The sequence below is a fragment of the Polynucleobacter sp. AP-Sanab-80-C2 genome (assembly GCF_035012965.1).
GTDB lineage: Bacteria > Pseudomonadota > Gammaproteobacteria > Burkholderiales > Burkholderiaceae > Polynucleobacter.
On sequence record NZ_JAYGQS010000007.1, the window covers coordinates 92,597 to 110,240 of the forward strand.

General features: G+C 46.3%; 16 protein-coding genes, 2 tRNA genes and 1 riboswitch. Of the genes, 12 read left to right on the forward strand and 6 right to left on the reverse strand.

What is annotated here, in order from left to right; all coding sequences use genetic code 11:
- Window positions 1-4: 4 nt before the first annotated feature.
- Window positions 5-460, forward strand: coding sequence for a RidA family protein (locus tag VC178_RS10830; RefSeq protein ID WP_216123796.1), 456 nt, complete (start codon window positions 5-7; stop codon window positions 458-460).
- A 7-nt stretch (window positions 461-467) separates the two neighbouring features.
- On the opposite strand, the gene VC178_RS10835 is transcribed toward VC178_RS10830, so the two are convergent.
- Window positions 468-1,109, reverse strand: a complete 642-nt coding sequence (locus VC178_RS10835) for a nucleotidyltransferase family protein (RefSeq protein WP_323482535.1) — start codon at window positions 1,107-1,109, stop codon at window positions 468-470.
- Between the two features lie 47 nt (window positions 1,110-1,156).
- Between VC178_RS10835 and VC178_RS10840 the strand changes: the two genes are divergently transcribed.
- Window positions 1,157-2,116: an XdhC family protein gene (locus VC178_RS10840; RefSeq protein ID WP_323482536.1), complete on the forward strand. Its 960-nt coding sequence runs from the start codon at window positions 1,157-1,159 to the stop codon at window positions 2,114-2,116.
- Window positions 2,117-2,125: 9 nt separating this feature from the next.
- Here VC178_RS10840 and parC read toward each other — a convergent pair whose 3' ends face one another.
- Window positions 2,126-4,420, reverse strand: a complete 2,295-nt coding sequence (gene parC, locus VC178_RS10845) for a DNA topoisomerase IV subunit A (RefSeq protein WP_323482550.1) — start codon at window positions 4,418-4,420, stop codon at window positions 2,126-2,128.
- A gap of 164 nt (window positions 4,421-4,584) precedes the next feature.
- The gene (locus tag VC178_RS10850) at window positions 4,585-6,573 is read right to left on the reverse strand and encodes a DNA topoisomerase IV subunit B (protein ID WP_323482537.1); all 1,989 of its coding nucleotides are present in this window, start codon (window positions 6,571-6,573) and stop codon (window positions 4,585-4,587) included.
- Window positions 6,574-6,652: 79 nt separating this feature from the next.
- On the opposite strand from VC178_RS10850, the gene VC178_RS10855 reads away from it, so the two are divergent.
- From VC178_RS10855 to VC178_RS10895, 9 genes are all read left to right on the forward strand, one after another.
- Entirely contained in the window at window positions 6,653-7,873 is a 1,221-nt protein-coding gene (locus VC178_RS10855) for a CaiB/BaiF CoA-transferase family protein (protein ID WP_323482538.1), read from the forward strand.
- Window positions 7,874-7,881: 8 nt separating this feature from the next.
- Complete coding sequence (locus VC178_RS10860) at window positions 7,882-9,102, forward strand: MFS transporter (protein ID WP_416350556.1); 1,221 nt, start codon at window positions 7,882-7,884, stop codon at window positions 9,100-9,102.
- Window positions 9,103-9,334: 232 nt separating this feature from the next.
- Window positions 9,335-9,409, forward strand: a tRNA-Arg gene (locus VC178_RS10865).
- Window positions 9,410-9,625: 216 nt separating this feature from the next.
- Window positions 9,626-10,459, forward strand: a complete 834-nt coding sequence (locus VC178_RS10870) for an NUDIX hydrolase (RefSeq protein ID WP_323482540.1) — start codon at window positions 9,626-9,628, stop codon at window positions 10,457-10,459.
- A gap of 75 nt (window positions 10,460-10,534) precedes the next feature.
- A riboswitch (TPP riboswitch) is annotated at window positions 10,535-10,642 on the forward strand.
- Window positions 10,643-10,679: 37 nt separating this feature from the next.
- Window positions 10,680-12,620, forward strand: coding sequence for a phosphomethylpyrimidine synthase ThiC (thiC, locus tag VC178_RS10875; RefSeq protein ID WP_323482541.1), 1,941 nt, complete (start codon window positions 10,680-10,682; stop codon window positions 12,618-12,620).
- 5 nt (window positions 12,621-12,625) lie between these two features.
- Window positions 12,626-13,771, forward strand: a complete 1,146-nt coding sequence (locus VC178_RS10880) for an FAD-dependent oxidoreductase (protein WP_323482542.1) — start codon at window positions 12,626-12,628, stop codon at window positions 13,769-13,771.
- On the forward strand, window positions 13,762-13,959 hold the full coding sequence (gene thiS, locus VC178_RS10885; RefSeq protein WP_215294637.1) for a sulfur carrier protein ThiS: 198 nt from the start codon (window positions 13,762-13,764) through the stop codon (window positions 13,957-13,959). The genes VC178_RS10880 and thiS overlap by 10 nt, the downstream gene beginning before the upstream one ends.
- An 18-nt stretch (window positions 13,960-13,977) precedes the next feature.
- The gene (locus tag VC178_RS10890; protein WP_323482543.1) at window positions 13,978-14,796 is read left to right on the forward strand and encodes a thiazole synthase; all 819 of its coding nucleotides are present in this window, start codon (window positions 13,978-13,980) and stop codon (window positions 14,794-14,796) included.
- A gap of 10 nt (window positions 14,797-14,806) precedes the next feature.
- Entirely contained in the window at window positions 14,807-15,733 is a 927-nt protein-coding gene (locus VC178_RS10895) for a thiamine phosphate synthase (protein WP_323482544.1), read from the forward strand.
- Here the strand turns inward: VC178_RS10895 and VC178_RS10900 are convergent.
- The 3 genes from VC178_RS10900 to thiD all read right to left on the reverse strand — a co-directional run bounded on the left by VC178_RS10900 (window position 15,730) and on the right by thiD (window position 17,412).
- Window positions 15,730-16,059 carry a hypothetical protein gene (locus VC178_RS10900; protein WP_323482545.1) on the reverse strand — a complete coding sequence of 110 codons (330 nt, stop codon included), beginning with the start codon at window positions 16,057-16,059 and terminating at the stop codon, window positions 15,730-15,732. The genes VC178_RS10895 and VC178_RS10900 overlap by 4 nt on opposite strands.
- Window positions 16,056-16,373, reverse strand: coding sequence for a hypothetical protein (locus VC178_RS10905; protein ID WP_216176440.1), 318 nt, complete (start codon window positions 16,371-16,373; stop codon window positions 16,056-16,058). Before VC178_RS10905 ends, VC178_RS10900 begins: the two co-directional genes overlap by 4 nt.
- 157 nt (window positions 16,374-16,530) lie before the next feature.
- The gene (gene thiD / locus VC178_RS10910; protein WP_323482546.1) at window positions 16,531-17,412 is read right to left on the reverse strand and encodes a bifunctional hydroxymethylpyrimidine kinase/phosphomethylpyrimidine kinase; all 882 of its coding nucleotides are present in this window, start codon (window positions 17,410-17,412) and stop codon (window positions 16,531-16,533) included.
- A 21-nt stretch (window positions 17,413-17,433) separates the two neighbouring features.
- On the opposite strand from thiD, the gene VC178_RS10915 reads away from it, so the two are divergent.
- Window positions 17,434-17,509, forward strand: a tRNA-Asn gene (locus tag VC178_RS10915).
- The last annotated feature ends 135 nt before the right edge of the window (window positions 17,510-17,644 follow it).

The window sequence follows — 17,644 nt, forward strand, 5'->3', positions numbered from 1 at the left end:
CACTATGAGCATGATTAGCGATCGCCTGAAAACCCTTGGCATTGATTTGCCTCCACCTGGACCACCAGCAGCGGCTTATGTGATGGCAGCAACAACTGGTAATACGGTATTTTTATCTGGTCATATTGCCAAGCACGATGGCAAACCTTGGGTTGGCAAGTTAGGTCAGGATATGAATACCGAGACTGGCAAAGCGGCCGCTCGCTCAATCGCAATTGATTTGATTTCTACATTACAGAATCATCTTGGCTCACTCGATAAAGTTAAACGGATTGTCAAGGTAATGGGCTTAGTGAACTCTACAAACGAATACACAGAACAGCACCTTGTTGTTAACGGCTGCTCAGAACTCTTATTTGAAGTCTTTGGCGATGCTGGCAAACATGCTCGTAGCGCTTTTGGCGTAGCGCAAATCCCATTAGGTGCTTGCGTTGAGATTGAACTGATCGCAGAGATCTAAATAATCTCTAAGAACGTGTGATCCCTAGTTTCTGGATATCAGCTTCGGTGTCAACATCGAGGATGAAAGCTGCATGATCTGTTTCGTAAATTTTGACTAAGTCTGGGTGTTGATCCATATAAGGTCGACACACCATGTTCGGCATTGACAAAATTGCCTCTACTGCCTTTCTAGAGAGCAATACTGGGTTACCACGTTGTCCATTGACTTGTGGCATCACTATTTCTTCTGGATCTTTTCGGTCTGCAAACTGCTCCAATAAATCCATCAACTCTTGATCGGTAATGTGAGGCTGGTCGCTCAGACACACCGCAAGTACATCAAATTGACTTTGTAGACTCTCTAGTGCCAGTCGCACCGATGAGCCCTGACCCTGATCAGACTTTGAGTTATGAATGACGGTAATTGCTGCATTGGTCGTTTTACCTACGCGTTTTAGTTCGGCTTCAATAGCTTGCGCATGAAATCCAGTCACCACCAAAAACTCCACCGGATTAAGCATATCAACAGAGGTACAGAAGGATTCTAATAAGCTTTTTCCATCTTGACGAAGCAAGGCTTTTGGAATCGAGCCCATGCGACTTCCTTCACCAGCAGCCAATAGGACAATGGCCAGCTTCAGATTGGTAGATTTACCCGATAGACTCATTAGAGTGATAATAAATAAGAATCTAAAACAATATAAAAAGACATTACATGAACAGTACTGATTTAAGCGTCCTCAAATCTGCAGTGAGCTGGCTAAAAGCGAGTCACCCTGTGGCTATTGCTACCGTAGTCCAAACTTGGGGCTCAGCACCCCGCCCTGTGGGCTCTTGGCTAGCGATTCGACAAGATGGTCAAGTAGCAGGCTCCGTATCGGGTGGATGCGTCGAAGATGACTTGATTAGCCGTGTCCAAACTGAAATTCTGACGCGCGATACCCCTGAAATGGTGATCTATGGTGTGAGTCAAGAAGAAGCGGCGCGCTTTGGGCTTCCCTGTGGCGGCACTTTACGTCTCTTGGTAGAGCCTAGACCCGAATTAGCAGTGCTAGAGAAATTACTTGAGTCCATCACTTCACACCAAGTCACAAGACGCAGTGTCAATATCGCTAGCGGTCAATCGACTTTGCATGCCGGCAATCGGAATGATGAATTTACTTGCACCGCTACTGAGATGTGCACCACTTATGGACCCCGTTGGCGCATGGTAATCATTGGTGCTGGTCAGTTATCTTTGTACACCGCAGACTTTGCCTTAGCCTCTGACTTTGAAGTGATTGTGATTGATCCACGAGAAGAATATGCCGAAGGTCTTAATCGTGATGACGTGACTTTTATCAAAGGTATGCCAGATGATGTTTTACTCGAGATTGGTGTCGACCCCCATACTGCTGTTGTGGCCCTAACACACGATCCTAAGCTTGATGACATGGCGCTGATGGAAGCCTTAAGGTCCCCCGCCTTTTATGTGGGTGCTTTAGGTAGTCGTAATAACACTCAAAAACGCAAAGAGCGTTTACTCGATTTTGATGTCAGCAAAGAGGAGGTGGAGCGCTTGCATGGGCCAGTGGGCCTCTACATCGGAGCACTAACCCCACCAGAAATCGCAGTATCGATTCTGGCAGAAGTGATCGCCGTTAAATACGGTGTTGCGATTCCGAAGAAAGTTTAATTTTTCGGCTTAGTTAGCCTTCAGCTTGCCCTCTTTGAGGCGTGGCTCCACGAAATGACCTTTGCGTGCGCGGTTGCCAGCAAACGACTTTAGGGTTTTTGCATCCAAACTCAGTTCAGTAGGCTTACCGGCTCGTCCTGCCCCTGAATAGGTAGCGCCATTTGGTCCCACCGCAATGGCAGAAGCCATAAACTCTTTGTCATCCAAGCCCATCAAGATCACGCCTTTGCCACCAGTTGGCAGACGCTTGAGCTCATCTAACGGGAATACAAGCAACTTAGAAGCTTCTGATAAGCAGGCAACTTGCTTCATGCCAACTTGTACCTGAGTGGCCCCTAAAGGCGCATCACCCGGCACTTTAGCATCAACAGTAATAAAAGATTTGCCAGCCTTATTGCGTGTAGTCATATCCGACACATTAGCCAAGAAACCATAACCTGCTTTAGTAGAAAGTAATACCAAATCATCGGACTGACCAGCGTAATAAGCGACCATTTGCGAGCCTGCCGCTAAGTTTACAAAGCTGGTCAATGGAGAGCCATCACCGCGTGCACCAGGTAGCTCGCTCACAGGCACTGTATAGACACGGCCATCACTACCGAAGCCCTGAATAACATCTACCGTTCGCACCTCGAAGGTTGCATAGAGCGCATCACCAGCCTTAAAGCTAAATTGTGTAGCGTCATGCTCATGGCCTTGTCGCACCCTGATCCAGCCTTTTTGAGAAACGATCACTGTGACTGGCTCATCAATCACCTTCGTTTCTGCAACAGCACGCTTATCTTCCTGAATCAAAGTGCGACGATCGTCACCAAAGTCTTTGATATCAGATTCGATTTCTTTAATGATGCGTTTACGTAAAACAGTATCACTTTGTAACAAACCCTCTAAATCATCACGCTCGGATTTAAGCTCTTTAAGCTCTTGCTCAATCTTGATGCCCTCTAAGCGCGCCAATTGCCGCAAGCGAATATCAAGAATGTCTTCAGCTTGACGATCCGTAAGTTTGAACTCTTTCATCAGATCAGCTTTGGGCTCATCGCTATTGCGAATGATCTTGATAACCTTATCAATATTGAGAAGAACCGTTAAGCGCCCTTCCAAAATATGCATGCGGTCTTTAACTTTGCCTAAGCGGAACTGAGTACGACGTGTGACTGTTGCCACTCTGAACGCTATCCACTCAGAAATAATCTCTTTTAAGCCTTTTTGACGTGGTCGACCATCATTACCAATCATCACCAAATTCATCGGTGCATTAGATTCCAACGAGGTATGCGCCAATAGGAGATTTACGAACTCATTGACATCAATATTCTTGCTCTTTGGCTCAAACACCAGGCGCACTGCAGCATCTTTACTAGACTCATCGCGCACTCCATCGAGCACGTTCAAGATCGTAGATTTAAGATTATTTTGTTCAGGTGTTAGGGTCTTCTTGCCAACCTTCACTTTAGGATTGGTGATCTCTTCGATTTCTTGCAAGACACGTTGCGATGAGGCAGATGGTGGTAATTCATTAACAACGACCTGCCATTGACCACGGGCCAACTCTTCTACAGACCAACGGGCACGCACTTTAACGCTGCCACGGCCAGTTTCATAGATCTGCGCAATTTCAGCTGTAGAAGAAATAATCTGACCACCACCTGGATAGTCTGGGCCAGGCATGATCTCTAATAAATCAGCTGTTGAGAGCTTGGGTGACTTCATTAAAGCGATTGCTGCAGAAGCAACCTCTCGCAAGTTATGCGAAGGAATTTCAGTAGCCATACCTACTGCAATCCCAGAGGCACCGTTTAATAAAGCAAATGGTAAGCGTGCTGGTAATAGCTTCGGTTCTTGAAATGAGCCGTCATAGTTTGGTGCAAAGTCGACAGTACCCTCATCGATTTCACTGAGTAATAAGCCAGCAATTTTGGTTAAGCGGGCTTCGGTATAACGCATCGCTGCTGCACCGTCGCCATCGCGCGAACCGAAATTACCTTGCCCATCGATTAATGGATAGCGCAATGAAAAGCTCTGGGCTAGGCGAACTAAAGCGTCATAAGCTGATTGGTCGCCATGCGGATGAAATTTACCTAATACATCACCCACAACACGAGCACTCTTCACGGGCTTAGCATCGGCGCGCAAACCCATTTCGCTCATCGAGAACAAGATACGGCGCTGGACAGGCTTTTGACCATCAGATACATCTGGTAATGCACGACCTTTGACAACGCTAATGGCGTAATCCAAATAGGCACGCTCAGCATAGACGGCTAGCGTCAAACTGTCTTTATTGTCTTCATTGAGATTCATGGTTTTAGGATCGTGTGGATCCTTGGGGCCATTCGGAGTTGAGGATTGTCCTTTTGATGCAGTAGCCTGATCAAGCTCAACAATTTCCATCTCTTCGATAGAGGATGAAAATAGATCTGCCTGCTCAACTTCTGGCTTCTTGCCTGAAGTCTTTTTCGTAGCCATTAAATATCTGCCTCCACTTCATTGCCACGCTCTTCTAACCAATCACGACGTGCACCAGACTCTGATTTACCCATCAACATATCCATAGTTTTAAAGGTCTCATCTTCAGTCCAGGTGCCTAAAGTAACCGGCAACAAACGCCGCGTATCTGGGTTGAGGGTGGTATCCCACAATTGCTCAGCACTCATCTCACCCAAGCCTTTAAAGCGAGAGATCTGCCAGGCAGACTCTTTGACGCCATCCTTGCGTAACTTATCTTCAATGGCTTGCAATTCGCTCGCATCGAGCGCATAAATTTTTTGTGCTGGTTTTTTACCACGCGCAGGTGCATCTACTCTAAAGAGCGGCGGTCTAGAAATATGGACATGGCCTAACTCAATGAGTTTTGGAAAATGTTTGTAAAACAAGGTGAGCAGCAATACTTGAATATGCGCGCCATCAACATCCGCATCAGACAAGATACAAACCTTGCCGTAACGCAAGTTAGAGAGATCCGGATTGTCATTCGGACCGTGTGGGTCGACACCAATCGCTACCGCAATATCGTGGACTTCATTATTTGCAAATAGGCGATCACGCTCTGCTTCCCAAGTATTCAAAACCTTACCGCGCAAGGGCAAGATGGCCTGATATTCCTTATTACGACCCATTTTGGCTGAGCCACCTGCTGAATCACCCTCCACCAAGAAGATCTCGTTTTGGGCAATATCCTCACTCTCGCAATCCGTCAATTTTCCAGGAAGTACCGCGACGCCAGAAGACTTTTTCTTTTCGACTTTTTGACCAGCTCGTGTTCTAGCCTGTGCCTGTTTAATGACCAAGTCTGCGAGCTTGCGGCCATAGTCAACATGTTGATTGAGCCAAAGCTCTAGAGCTGATTTTGCGTATCCAGAAACCAAACGCACTGCATCTCGCGAATTTAAGCGCTCTTTAATCTGACCTTGAAATTGCGGATCTAATACTTTGGCAGACAAAATAAAGGAAGTGCGTGCGAACACGTCTTCAGGCATGAGCTTCACACCCTTTGGTTGCAAAGCATGCATCTCAATAAAACCTTTGACAGCATTAAAGAGCCCTTCGCGTAAACCACTTTCATGTGTTCCACCGGCAGGTGTTGGAATCAAGTTCACATAACTTTCACGGACCGGTGCGCCATCTTCGGTCCAGCTCACTACCCATGCTGCGCCCTCGCCTTCGGCAAAGGAATCATCTTCACCAGTGCCAGTAGCGTATTGCTCACCTTCAAAAGCTGGGATCACTTCTGGACCATGCCCAGCTTGGGCAATCGCCTCATTGAGGTAGCCGCGTAAGCCTTGGGCATATTGCCATGTTTGACTGTCGCCAGACTTCTCTTGAATCAATGTGACTTTGACGCCTGGCAAAAGAACTGCTTTGGATCTGAGCAAGCGAATCAGATCTGCCATCGGAATCGCGGAGCTATCAAAATATTTACCGTCGGGCCATGCACGCACGCGCGTGCCATGTGACTTATCGTCTTTAGTAGAGGATTTGGATTTGAGTTTCTCAATCACTTTGCCATCAGCAAAGGTCAAGGTAGAAACTTGACCATCACGCCAAACAGTGACCTCTAATCGTTTAGACAGTGCATTGGTTACAGAGACACCGACACCATGCAAGCCGCCAGAGAAAGCATAAGCACCACCAGTACCTTTTTCAAATTTACCGCCAGCATGAAGCTGTGTGAAGACGATTTCGACGACGGGCAACTTTTCTGTAGGGTGCATACCAACTGGAATACCGCGACCATCATCTTCCACGCTTACGCTGCCGTCAGTATGCAAAGTAACCATGATTTGCTTACCAAATCCGCCCAGAGCTTCATCGGAAGCGTTATCTAAGACCTCTTGAATGATATGCAAAGGATTATCAGTTCGGGTGTACATCCCAGGACGCTGACGGACTGGTTCTAGTCCTTTGAGGACCTGAATCGACGATTCGCTGTATTCGGAAGTTTTACGGGTAGCCATGCGCGCAAATTGTAGTCATGTCTGAGCCTAAGTCGGAACTTTTCCCGAATTCCCCTGTCATCCATGCCAAAATTGGGGCATGGGAGCCTTAAGTCATATTCGTGTTTTAGACCTCAGCCGGGTGCTTGCGGGTCCCTGGTGCGCTCAAAATCTCGCAGATTTAGGTGCGGACGTTATTAAAGTTGAGCGCCCAGGCGCTGGAGACGATACCCGCCACTGGGGCCCTCCCTTTGCCAAAGACGCTCATGGTCAAGAAACTGACGAGTCTGCCTACTTTATTTGCATCAATCGCAATAAACGCTCGATTACGGTTGATATCAGCAAATCGGAAGGCCAAGCGATTATTCGTGAGTTGACTGCCGAATCCGATGTGCTAATCGAAAACTACAAAGTGGGCGACCTCGCCAAATATGGCTTGGACTATGAGAGCCTAAAAAAGATTAAGCCAGATTTAATCTATTGCTCTATTACGGGTTTTGGTCAGACCGGCCCTTATGCACATCGACCTGGTTATGACTTCATTATTCAAGGCATTGGCGGCTTCATGAGTGTGACTGGTGAAGCAGATGACTTTGAAGGGGCCAGCCCACAAAAATCGGGAGTTGCGATTGCCGACATCTTTACGGGCATGTATGCCTCAACGGCAATCCTGGCTGCAGTAGTACATCGTGATCACACTGGTGAAGGTCAATACATTGACATGTCTTTACTCGATACACAAATTGCTGTGATGGCCAATGTCTCCAGCGCCTATTTAACCTCAGGTGAGGTTCCTCGTCGCTGGGGCAATGCTTCTCCGATCATTGTTCCCTACCAAACCTTCCCCACCTCAGATGGTTGGATGATCGTAGCAGCAGGTAATGATGGCCAGTATCGGCATTTTGTTAACGCAGGTGGCGAAGCTCATCTAGCAGACAATCCACTTTTTTTAACCAACCCCCTACGTGTGCAACATCGCAAACAACTGATTCCATTATTAGAGGCAATGACACGCAAAAAGACTAAGGGCGAATGGATCACTCTGCTGGAACAAGCCAATGTGCCTTGCGGTCCGATTAATAATTTCAAAGAAGTATTTGAAAATGAACAAGTGATTGCGCGCAATGTGCAAATCAATGTGCCGCATCCAACGGTAGGCAATATGAAATTAGTAGCTAGCCCTATGAAACTGTCCAAAACACCTACTGAAGTTCGTATGGCTCCGCCCACTCTCGGGCAACATACTCAAGAAGTACTTCAAGAGCGACTCCATATGGATGACAAATCAATCGCCGCACTGCGCAATAAGGGAATCATTTAATGACCGCTATTTCCAAACCCTCTCTCACCATGAAACAAGTCCTTATTTTTGGTGGGCTCATGGTCACACTCTCCATGGGTATTCGTCATGGTTTTGGCTTATTCAATTTACCCATCACCACGGCCAATGGTTGGGATCGTGAAACTTTTGCCTTAACGATTGCCCTACAAAATCTCATTTGGGGCGCTGTACAACCAATCACAGGGGCACTAGCAGATCGCTACGGATCATTCAAAATCATGATTGCTGGTGGCGTACTTTATGCGCTCGGTTTAGCAGGCATGGCTGTTTCCACTGATGCACTTAATTTCACGATTGCAGGCGGTTTACTCATTGGTTTAGCACAAACTGCAACCACCTACAGCGTAGTCTATGGCATCTTAGGTCGTAACGTGCCTGCCGATAAACGAGTTTGGGCAATGGGCATTGCAGCAGCAGCAGGTTCGTTTGGTCAATTCCTGATGATCCCCGCAGAACAAGGATTGTTAAGTGCATTCGGTGCGCAAGACGCGCTCTTAATGTTGGGCTTAATGGCCAGCCTGATGATTCCGACGGCGTTTATGTTGCGTGAGAAGAATTTTGTTCACAGCCATAACTTAGGTGATCAAACCATTAAAGAAGCTTTAAAAGAGGCCATCAATAATCCGAGCTTTCAATTATTGACCCTAGGTTATTTTGTTTGTGGATTTCAAGTGGTCTTTATTGCAGTTCATTTAGCACCCTACCTTAAAGATTTATCTTCTATTTATCCTGCCGTAGGCGCACCTGTAGTTGCCACTACTGCACTTGCCTTAATTGGACTATTTAATATCTTTGGTACCTATGGCTCTGGATATTTTGGGCAACGCTTTCCAAAGCGTTATCTGCTCTCAGGAATCTATTTAGGTCGTGCGTTTGCAATCACTGCATTTTTATTGATCCCACCAAGTCCTATGAGCACTTATGTGTTTGCTGCCATCATGGGCTTCTTGTGGCTTTCGACAATTCCATTAACCAACGGCATTGTGGCGCAAATCTTTGGTGTTAAATACCTGACAATGCTTTCAGGTTTGGTATTTTTCTCTCATCAATTAGGTAGTTTTTGTGGTGCTTTCTTAGGGGGATATTTGTTTGATCGCACAGGTTCTTACTTGATTGTTTGGCAGATTGCGATTGCATTAGGAGTATTTGCGTTCTTAGTCAATTTACCAGTGAAAGAGCGTGCCATTGCCAGAGTCGCCAATGCTTAAGCAGCCTAAGCTAGCTTTAAGGAAGTGGATTTTTTATGGCTTCGCATTGCTTGTATTACTCATCATTTTTTCTGCATACTATGCACCCGATATGATGATCGCCATTAGCAATCAAGTTTGGGCTTTATGCGGTTGGTAGTGAAGTTCGCAGTTAAGCAATCATTGGCAAATATGAATGTAGTCAAATTTTCCTCAGCATCATTCTTTAATCCTTAGGAAAAAAGTTTTACTACTCGCCGTAGCACAATGGATAGTGCACATGCCTCCTAAGCGTGGGATACAGGTTCGATTCCTGTCGGCGGGACCAACAATGTATTCAGAGTTATCCACAGGCAATGTGGATAAATCGGTAAAAGTTTTCGTAAGTCGCAGATTTATATAGACCGACCTAGCTTGCTTAAATTATCAGCATGTCTTCTTCTGCAAATTTTTGCGATGCGTATTCCTATTGCTTTTCAGTTTTGTGTTATGAAGTCTTGACAAATTGCGGCAGAGCAAGTCAAGTTCCCTTACACTTCAACGAATGACTTCCTTATCTAATAGCACCATCGCCGCCCTTGAGGAAATGCTCCAGAATACGGCGCGCTCTGCTCCCGCTGATTACTTACCAATTTATTTTGCTCGTGGCGCTAGTGAGGAGCAGGCTATTGGCTACCTTAATCCTGAATTTATTCCTTACCTGCAAGAGTTTCTCAAGAAACAAGCTGTTCCACTGATTTCGATGGGCAATGATCGCTTAAGTATTCACTTAGGCAAGCCTAAAGATGTATCAATGAGCTTAAATCAGCTAGCAAACTACCTGCGCTTGGGTGGCTTTATCCCTGGATGGCGAAACGAAGAGTTTGCTTGGGTCGATCAAAACGGTCATCAATACTTTAGTCTGGAGCGAGCTGCTTTTCGTACTTTTGGATTTCGTAGTATGGCAACCCATATCAATGGTTACACCAAGAACCAGACAATTTGGTTGGGCAGGCGCAGTGAAAATAAGGCTACCGATCCAGGCAGGTTAGACAACATGGCTGCCGGCGGAATCTCTGCTGATGAAACCCCTTGGGTCTGTGCGCGACGTGAACTCTGGGAAGAAGCCGGAGTGCCCGCGCAAATTGCCAATGAGATTGAGCCCATAACTCGTATTCATATGCGTCGACCGCTTACAGCATGCGGTTTTCATGATGAGCAACTCTATGTGTATGACCTGGTGCTAGCCGATAATTTCATTCCTACTAATCATGACGGTGAAGTAAGTGGCTTTATTAACGTTTCTTTTGCGGAAGCCGCTGCCCGCATTCTTGCCGATGAATTCACGAGCGATGCTGCTTTTGTGACTGCCGATTTCCTTTTGCGGCGCAATAAATAGCCTTTTAAACACTTCATTGCCCTTCTTGGACGGCATCCTGCAGCAAAGCGGCTTTTCGTGGTTAAATCTTCCTTAAGGATGAAACAGGGGTGCCCTTAGAGCAGATTTTGCTCACAGGCGCTGAGAAAGACCCTAGAACCCGATCCAGGTAATGCTGGCGTGGGGAGTTACATCAGACCGACACCCGGTTTCGTCCATCTAAAACAGTTAGGAGATGGACATGAGTACAGCTAGCCCCAAAACCACTAAACATGAAATTCCGAGCCTCAAGAGCTTAGAACGCGACTTCGGTCAAAAATTTGCATATCCTGCATCTACCAAAACCTATTTACAAGGTTCACGTGCAGATATCAAAGCACCGATACGCATGATTGAGCAATTACCAACTCGGGTTGGTGAAGAACTCGTTGCCAATCCACCCGTTCCTGTTTACGACACTTCAGGACCATACAGCGATCCAGAAATCGTTATCAATCTGGAAAAAGGTCTGCCAAGATTGCGTGAGACTTGGATTAAAGAACGTAATGACACTGAACAACTCGCTGGACCCAGCTCTGAGTATGGTGTGGCGCGCTCCCAAGATGAGGCCACTCAAAACTTACGCTTTGCGCATATAAGTGCGCCACGGGTTGCTAAGACAGGCAATAACGTCAGTCAAATGTATTACGCCCGCAAAGGCATTATTACTCCAGAAATGGAATACGTTGCCTTACGTGAATCCATGGGCCTAGAGCAACTGCGTAAAGATCCTGCATACAAGCAATTACTCAAACAACATCCCGGTAAGGGCTATGGCGCCAATCTGCCTGACATCGTCACCGGTGAATTTGTGCGCTCTGAGATTGCTGCTGGTCGCGCCATTATTCCAGCCAACATTAATCACCCAGAATTAGAGCCAATGATTATTGGTCGTAACTTCCGTGTGAAAATCAATGGCAACTTAGGTAACTCTGCTGTGACTTCTTCGATCAATGAAGAAGTAGAGAAAATGGTTTGGTCGATTCGTTGGGGTGCTGACACCATCATGGATCTATCTACTGGTAAACATATTCATGAAACCCGTGAGTGGATTATTCGTAACTCACCAGTTCCAATTGGTACAGTACCGATTTACCAAGCTTTAGATAAAACTGGTGGTATCGCAGAAGATCTCACTTGGGAAATGTTCCGCGATACCTTAATTGAGCAAGCTGAACAAGGTGTGGACTACTTCACAATTCACGCTGGTGTATTACTGCGTTACGTACCGCTGACAGCTGACCGAATCACTGGCATCGTTTCCCGTGGCGGATCCATCATGGCTAAATGGTGCTTGGCTCATCACAAAGAGAACTTCCTCTACACCAAGTTTGATGAGATTTGCGAAATTATGAAGGCCTATGACGTCTCCTTTAGCTTAGGTGATGGCTTACGCCCCGGTTGCATCGCTGACTCAAACGACGCAGCCCAGTTTGGTGAGCTCCATACCCTCGGCGAACTGACTGCCAAGGCATGGAAACATGATGTGCAGGTGATGATTGAAGGTCCTGGTCACGTTCCGATGCAGCGCATTGAAGAGAATATGACTGAAGAGCTCAAGCATTGCTTAGAAGCCCCCTTCTATACCCTCGGACCATTGATTACCGATATCGCCCCTGGTTACGACCATATCACCAGTGGTATCGGTGCAGCACAAATTGGTTGGTATGGCACAGCGATGCTTTGCTATGTCACACCGAAAGAGCATTTAGGTTTGCCAGACAAAGAAGATGTGCGCGAAGGTATCATCACCTATAAGATTGCAGCGCATGGTGCTGACCTTGCAAAAGGTTTACCTGGCGCTCAAGTACGTGATAACGCCTTATCGAAAGCCCGTTTTGAGTTCCGCTGGGAAGACCAATTTAATCTCGGCTTAGATCCTGAACGTGCCCGTGAATATCACGATGCTACTTTGCCTGCTGAAGGCGCCAAGATTGCGCATTTCTGCTCAATGTGTGGTCCGAAGTTCTGCTCGATGAAGATCACACAAGAAGTGCGTGACTATGCTGCTACATTAGACGCTGATGGCAACCCCAAGCAAGGCTCTAAAGTCATTCCGATTGCAGAAGTGACCGACGCCGCTAAGGGTATGGAAGAAATGTCTGCAGAGTTCCGCAAGCGCGGTAGCGAGATTTATCAGTAATCACGATGAATCAAGCTTTATCCATGCCCAGCAAATACGCTATCGTCGGCGCCGGCCTCATGGGTCGGCTCCTGGCGGTAGCGCTTGCTCAGCGTGGAGCGCAAGTCGATTTATTTGATCAAGGCGGTTCTGATGCAAGCGGTGCAGCTGCTCGGATTGCTGCTGCCATGCTGGCACCATTGGCTGAGTCTGCCATTACCGAGGATTCGGTGGTGCGCATGGGTATTCATAGTTTGCCACGTTGGAAAGAGCTCATAAGCGAACTCTCTAATCCAGTCTATTTTCAGCAAGATGGCACTTTGATTTTGTGGCACCGACAAGATTCCAATGAAGCTGAGCGCTTTACCAATCATCTTGAAAAGAATTGTCGTCACAATCCTCAATTAATGCTGCCACAAAAACTCAATAGTGCAGAGTTACGCAAACTTGAACCTGGTGTCGCAGATCGATTTATACAAGGCTTATATTTACCTGGCGAAGGTCAACTCGATAATCGTCAATTACTGAATGCTCTATTACAAGAATTAATCATTCTGAAAGTCAATTGTCTTTGGAATACTGCGGTAGATCCGGAGCAATTGCGTAATGACAGTCAATACCAATGTGTAATTGATTGCCGTGGTAATGGCGCCAAAGATGCTTGGACCTCACCTGGCAAGAGCTTGCGAGGAGTACGCGGTGAAGTGGTGCGTCTCTTTGCCCCAGAGGTCAAATTACGCAGACCTACTCGCTTGATTCATCCTCGTTACCCCATTTATATCGCCCCTAAAGAGAATGACGTCTACGTTGTAGGTGCAACGGAGATTGAGTCTGATGATCTTTCGGAGATGAGTGTGCGCTCTGCGATGGAGTTACTCAGTGCGGTGTATACCGTGCATAGCGGCTTTGCTGAAGCCCGCATCTTAGAGATGGCAACCCAATGTCGCCCTACTTTGAAAAATAACTTGCCAGAAATTTGGGTGCAGAAAGATAAAGGCTTATCAGATTTGATCATGATCAATGGTCTCTACCGCCATGGATTTATGATATCTCCAGCTGTGCTAGATTCCACATTAGAGCTCTTAGAAGTTGGTCAAAGCAATACTGCATTCGAATTGGGTTTGAGCATTACCAGTAACACTAGCAATCATGAGGCAAGTGTATGCGTGTAATCGTCAACCAAATCGAATATGAGCTTCCGAGTCAGAGCATGATCTCAGATGCGCTGTCCTTGATTAATGCAAAACCGCCTTATGCAGTTGCGGTGAATTTGAACTTTGTACCCAAAACGAAATACGATCAATTTCCCCTCAATGAAAATGATCAGATTGAAGTCATTGCCCCAGTCACTGGCGGCTAATCCCCCTATCCATTACTTATGACTGCCCCATTACCCAATAATCTGAATAGCGCTGATGCCCTCGTTTTATATGGCGAGAGCTTTGCCAGCCGTTTACTATTAGGCACCTCACGCTATCCTTCTCCACAGGTGCTCGAGAATGCAGTAGAGACGGCCAATCCAGCGATGATTACCGTAAGCTTGCGTCGCCAAGGTACTAGCACTACTGAAGCCCATAGCGGCTTTTGGGATCTGCTCAAGAAAATGTCAGTCCCCGTTCTACCTAATACGGCAGGCTGCCATAGTCCGCAAGAGGTCATTACTACTGCCCAGATGGCGCGCGAAGTGTTTGAGAATGATTGGATTAAGTTAGAGCTCATCGGCGATGACTATACTTTGCAACCCGATACATTGCGCCTTGTGCAAACAGCAGAAACCTTAATTAAAGATGGTTTTAAGGTGTTACCGTACTGCACCGAAGATTTGATTTTGTGCCAACGTTTGGTGGATGTAGGTTGCCAAGCAGTGATGCCTTGGGCTGCGCCTATTGGTACTGGTCAAGGCCCACTGAATCCTTATGCCATGAAATTATTGCGTGACCGTATCAAGGTACCATTGATTGTGGATGCGGGATTAGGGCTTCCTTCCCATGCTTGCACGGTAATGGAATGGGGTTTTGATGGCGTGCTGCTAAATACCGCTGTAGCCCTTGCGAATGATCCTGTGGCTATGGCCAAATCCTTTGCGATGGCTGTAGATGCAGGTCGTACCGCTTACCTGTCAGGCGCCATGAAACCACAAGAGTCTGCCCAGGCAAGTACTCCTTTAGTTGGCACACCTTTTTGGCATCAAGCCTAGAAACTAATCCATGAGTCTAGTACGTGACCTTGCCGATCAGATTATTCAAGCGCATAAGGGCGATGAATTGTGTATTCCATTGCCACAATTTTCCATGAGTTCACCTCCTCCACGCATTGATAATGAAGCTGCAACTGATCATTACGAACTTGCTGGCGCACTTGCTGCTATTGAAATGGGCTTTATTGAATCAGATGCCAAAGTCTTAGGTAAAGCATGGTCTCGCATGACCTTGCATGATGGTGGTTTTAATCCATTTAAGTGGCCCAGCAGACCAGAGCAGTTCGACTTATTGCCTTGGACGCGCAATATGAATCCGAATGCTTTTAAAGAATGTCCGAAGCGTTTGGGACTTTATGGTGTCATGCCCGATGCTGATTGGGTAAAGCGTATGGTTGAAGCTGAACTACCGACTGTGCAATTGCGCTTTAAATCTGAAGATCGCTACAAAATCAGAAAACAGATTAAAGAATCTGTCAAAGCGGTCGAAGGCAGTAAGACCTTACTCTTTATCAATGACTTCTGGGAAGAGGCTATAGATGCACAGGCTTATGGAGTGCATCTCGGACAAGAGGATTTAGACACTGCTGATTTGGAAAAAATTCGGGCGGCAGGTTTAAGGCTGGGCTTAAGCACTCATGGTTATGCTGAGTTAGCTCATGCAGACCGTTTTTGTCCTAGCTATATTGCGATGGGCGCAGTCTTCGCGACTAACCTCAAGAAAATGCCTACGGCTCCACAAGGACTAGGCAGACTGTATCAATACGCGAAATTGATGAGTCACTATCCATTAGTTGCCATTGGTGGCATCGATCAAGAAAGCATTCATGTGGTTGCTAAGAGTGGCGTAGGTTCTGTTGCGGTGGTGAGAGCTATCACACAAGCCAAAGATCCTAAGGCTGCCGTCAAACACCTGCAAGCATTAATGCAAACCTAGTTTTTAGAAATTGATAATGCTTTATTGCCAATCACTAATTTACCAACAGCAGGGCAGATCAAAACATCTTTATAACGCAACGGAACATACTCATATTGTCCGCCGGACGCCACTTTCCAAGTGGAGTTTTCATAAAGGGTAAATGCATCCCCTGGATTGCCGTAGAAAGTAAAAGGCTCTTTGATGGCATCCTTGTAGCAATCGACAACTTCACCCTTATATGTTTGCGAGAGCGCCATTTGTGATTGAGCTGTAAACCCAAGAGATAAAACCAATGAAGCTACAGACTTTCGAACGAGTAATCTGTAGAATTTTTTTCCGCTCATCGATTCTGAGAACTAGCTAATAATTCGTCTTTATCTTTGAGCCAGGATAAGCCCTGTTTAGTGGGCAATACGTACTTACGTCTTGCATCACGCTTACAAGTCTCGGTCTTTATCATCTTCTTTAAGATCAAAGTCTTCATAATGGAATGAAGGGTGGCTTGTGAAGCGATATCACCAAGCAAGATTAGATCTAAAACCGAAAATTCCACACCATCAGAATAAGCCCCTAATACAGCCTCTAGGACCAGAAGCTCTTTACAATCATTGATTTTGTAGCGCTTATTGATCTTGCGGGTAGACTTCGAAAATTCCAAAAAGGGAGACGAGGAAAATAACATGCTCGCTATCGTATTACCTCTATGGCTAATAGCCTAGAAGTATCGAAAATAACTTTTATATTTAATTTTTATAAAAGGTCTAGGCTAAGCAATGCGAATCAGTCAGCAAAAATCTCAATTGCAGCTATTGGGCTTAGCTACTTTCTTCATTTGGCAAAGCAGTTGGATAAAAGTCGTGCATATGCCAAAGCGGGCCAGGACCCTCCCCAATACTTAAGAAGCAGCCCGCTTCTAGTCCTGCCTCAACATAAGCAATCGCTTTGGCAACCGCATGACTTAAATCATGACCATCCGCTAAATAAGTCGCAATCGCCGCAGCAAGAGAACAGCCGGTACCGTGAGTATTTGCAGTGTTCACACGATAGTGTTTGAACTCTTTTGACTGAACCACTTCAAGACTATCTTCAATCGTGCGCCACATTAAATAGTCAGTAATTTGAGTATGGCTTGCATCAAGATGACCGCCCTTAATCAGAACTGCTTGCGGACCCATCTCAAGTAATTTTTGTGCTGCGAATTGAAATTCATTTGGGCCATCAATATCGTGACCCAATAACAAAGATGCTTCATCTAAATTTGGAGTGATCAGTGTTGCCATTGGAAACAACTCTTGCATTATTGCCTGAGCAGTATCGTCACCACCCAAACTTGCGCCTGAGGTTGCGCGCAATACAGGATCTAAGATAATTCTGCTGACACCATGCTTGCGAAGTGTTTTGGCCACAGTGCGAACAATTTCTGGGCTAGCTAACATACCAATCTTGACAATGTCAGCGCCAATATCTAATAAAACGGCATCGATTTGAGCCTCCACGACATCTAAGTCGACATCCTGAATACGCGTAACCCCTAAAGTGTTTTGAGCTGTAATAGCTGTGATCGCAGACATCCCATAGCCACCAAGGGCAGTGATTACTTTGAGGTCGGCCTGAAGTCCTGCTCCACCGCCGCTATCCGAGCCAGCAATGGTCAGTACCTTGGGGATACGGATGGAAGTGGGAAGAAGTGATTTCATCTTGCTATAATATCGGCTTATTCCTCGATAGCTCAGTCGGTAGAGCGCCGGACTGTTAATCCGTAGGTCCCTGGTTCGAGCCCAGGTCGAGGAGCCAAATAAATGAAGGTACGTACCGGACACATGCTTTACGTCCGGTACCGACCACATGGTTTACACCTTTACCAATCACATCCCCAATACTTTGGGACCAAATGGGTTTTCTAGGGCTTGTACCCTTGAAGACTCCATA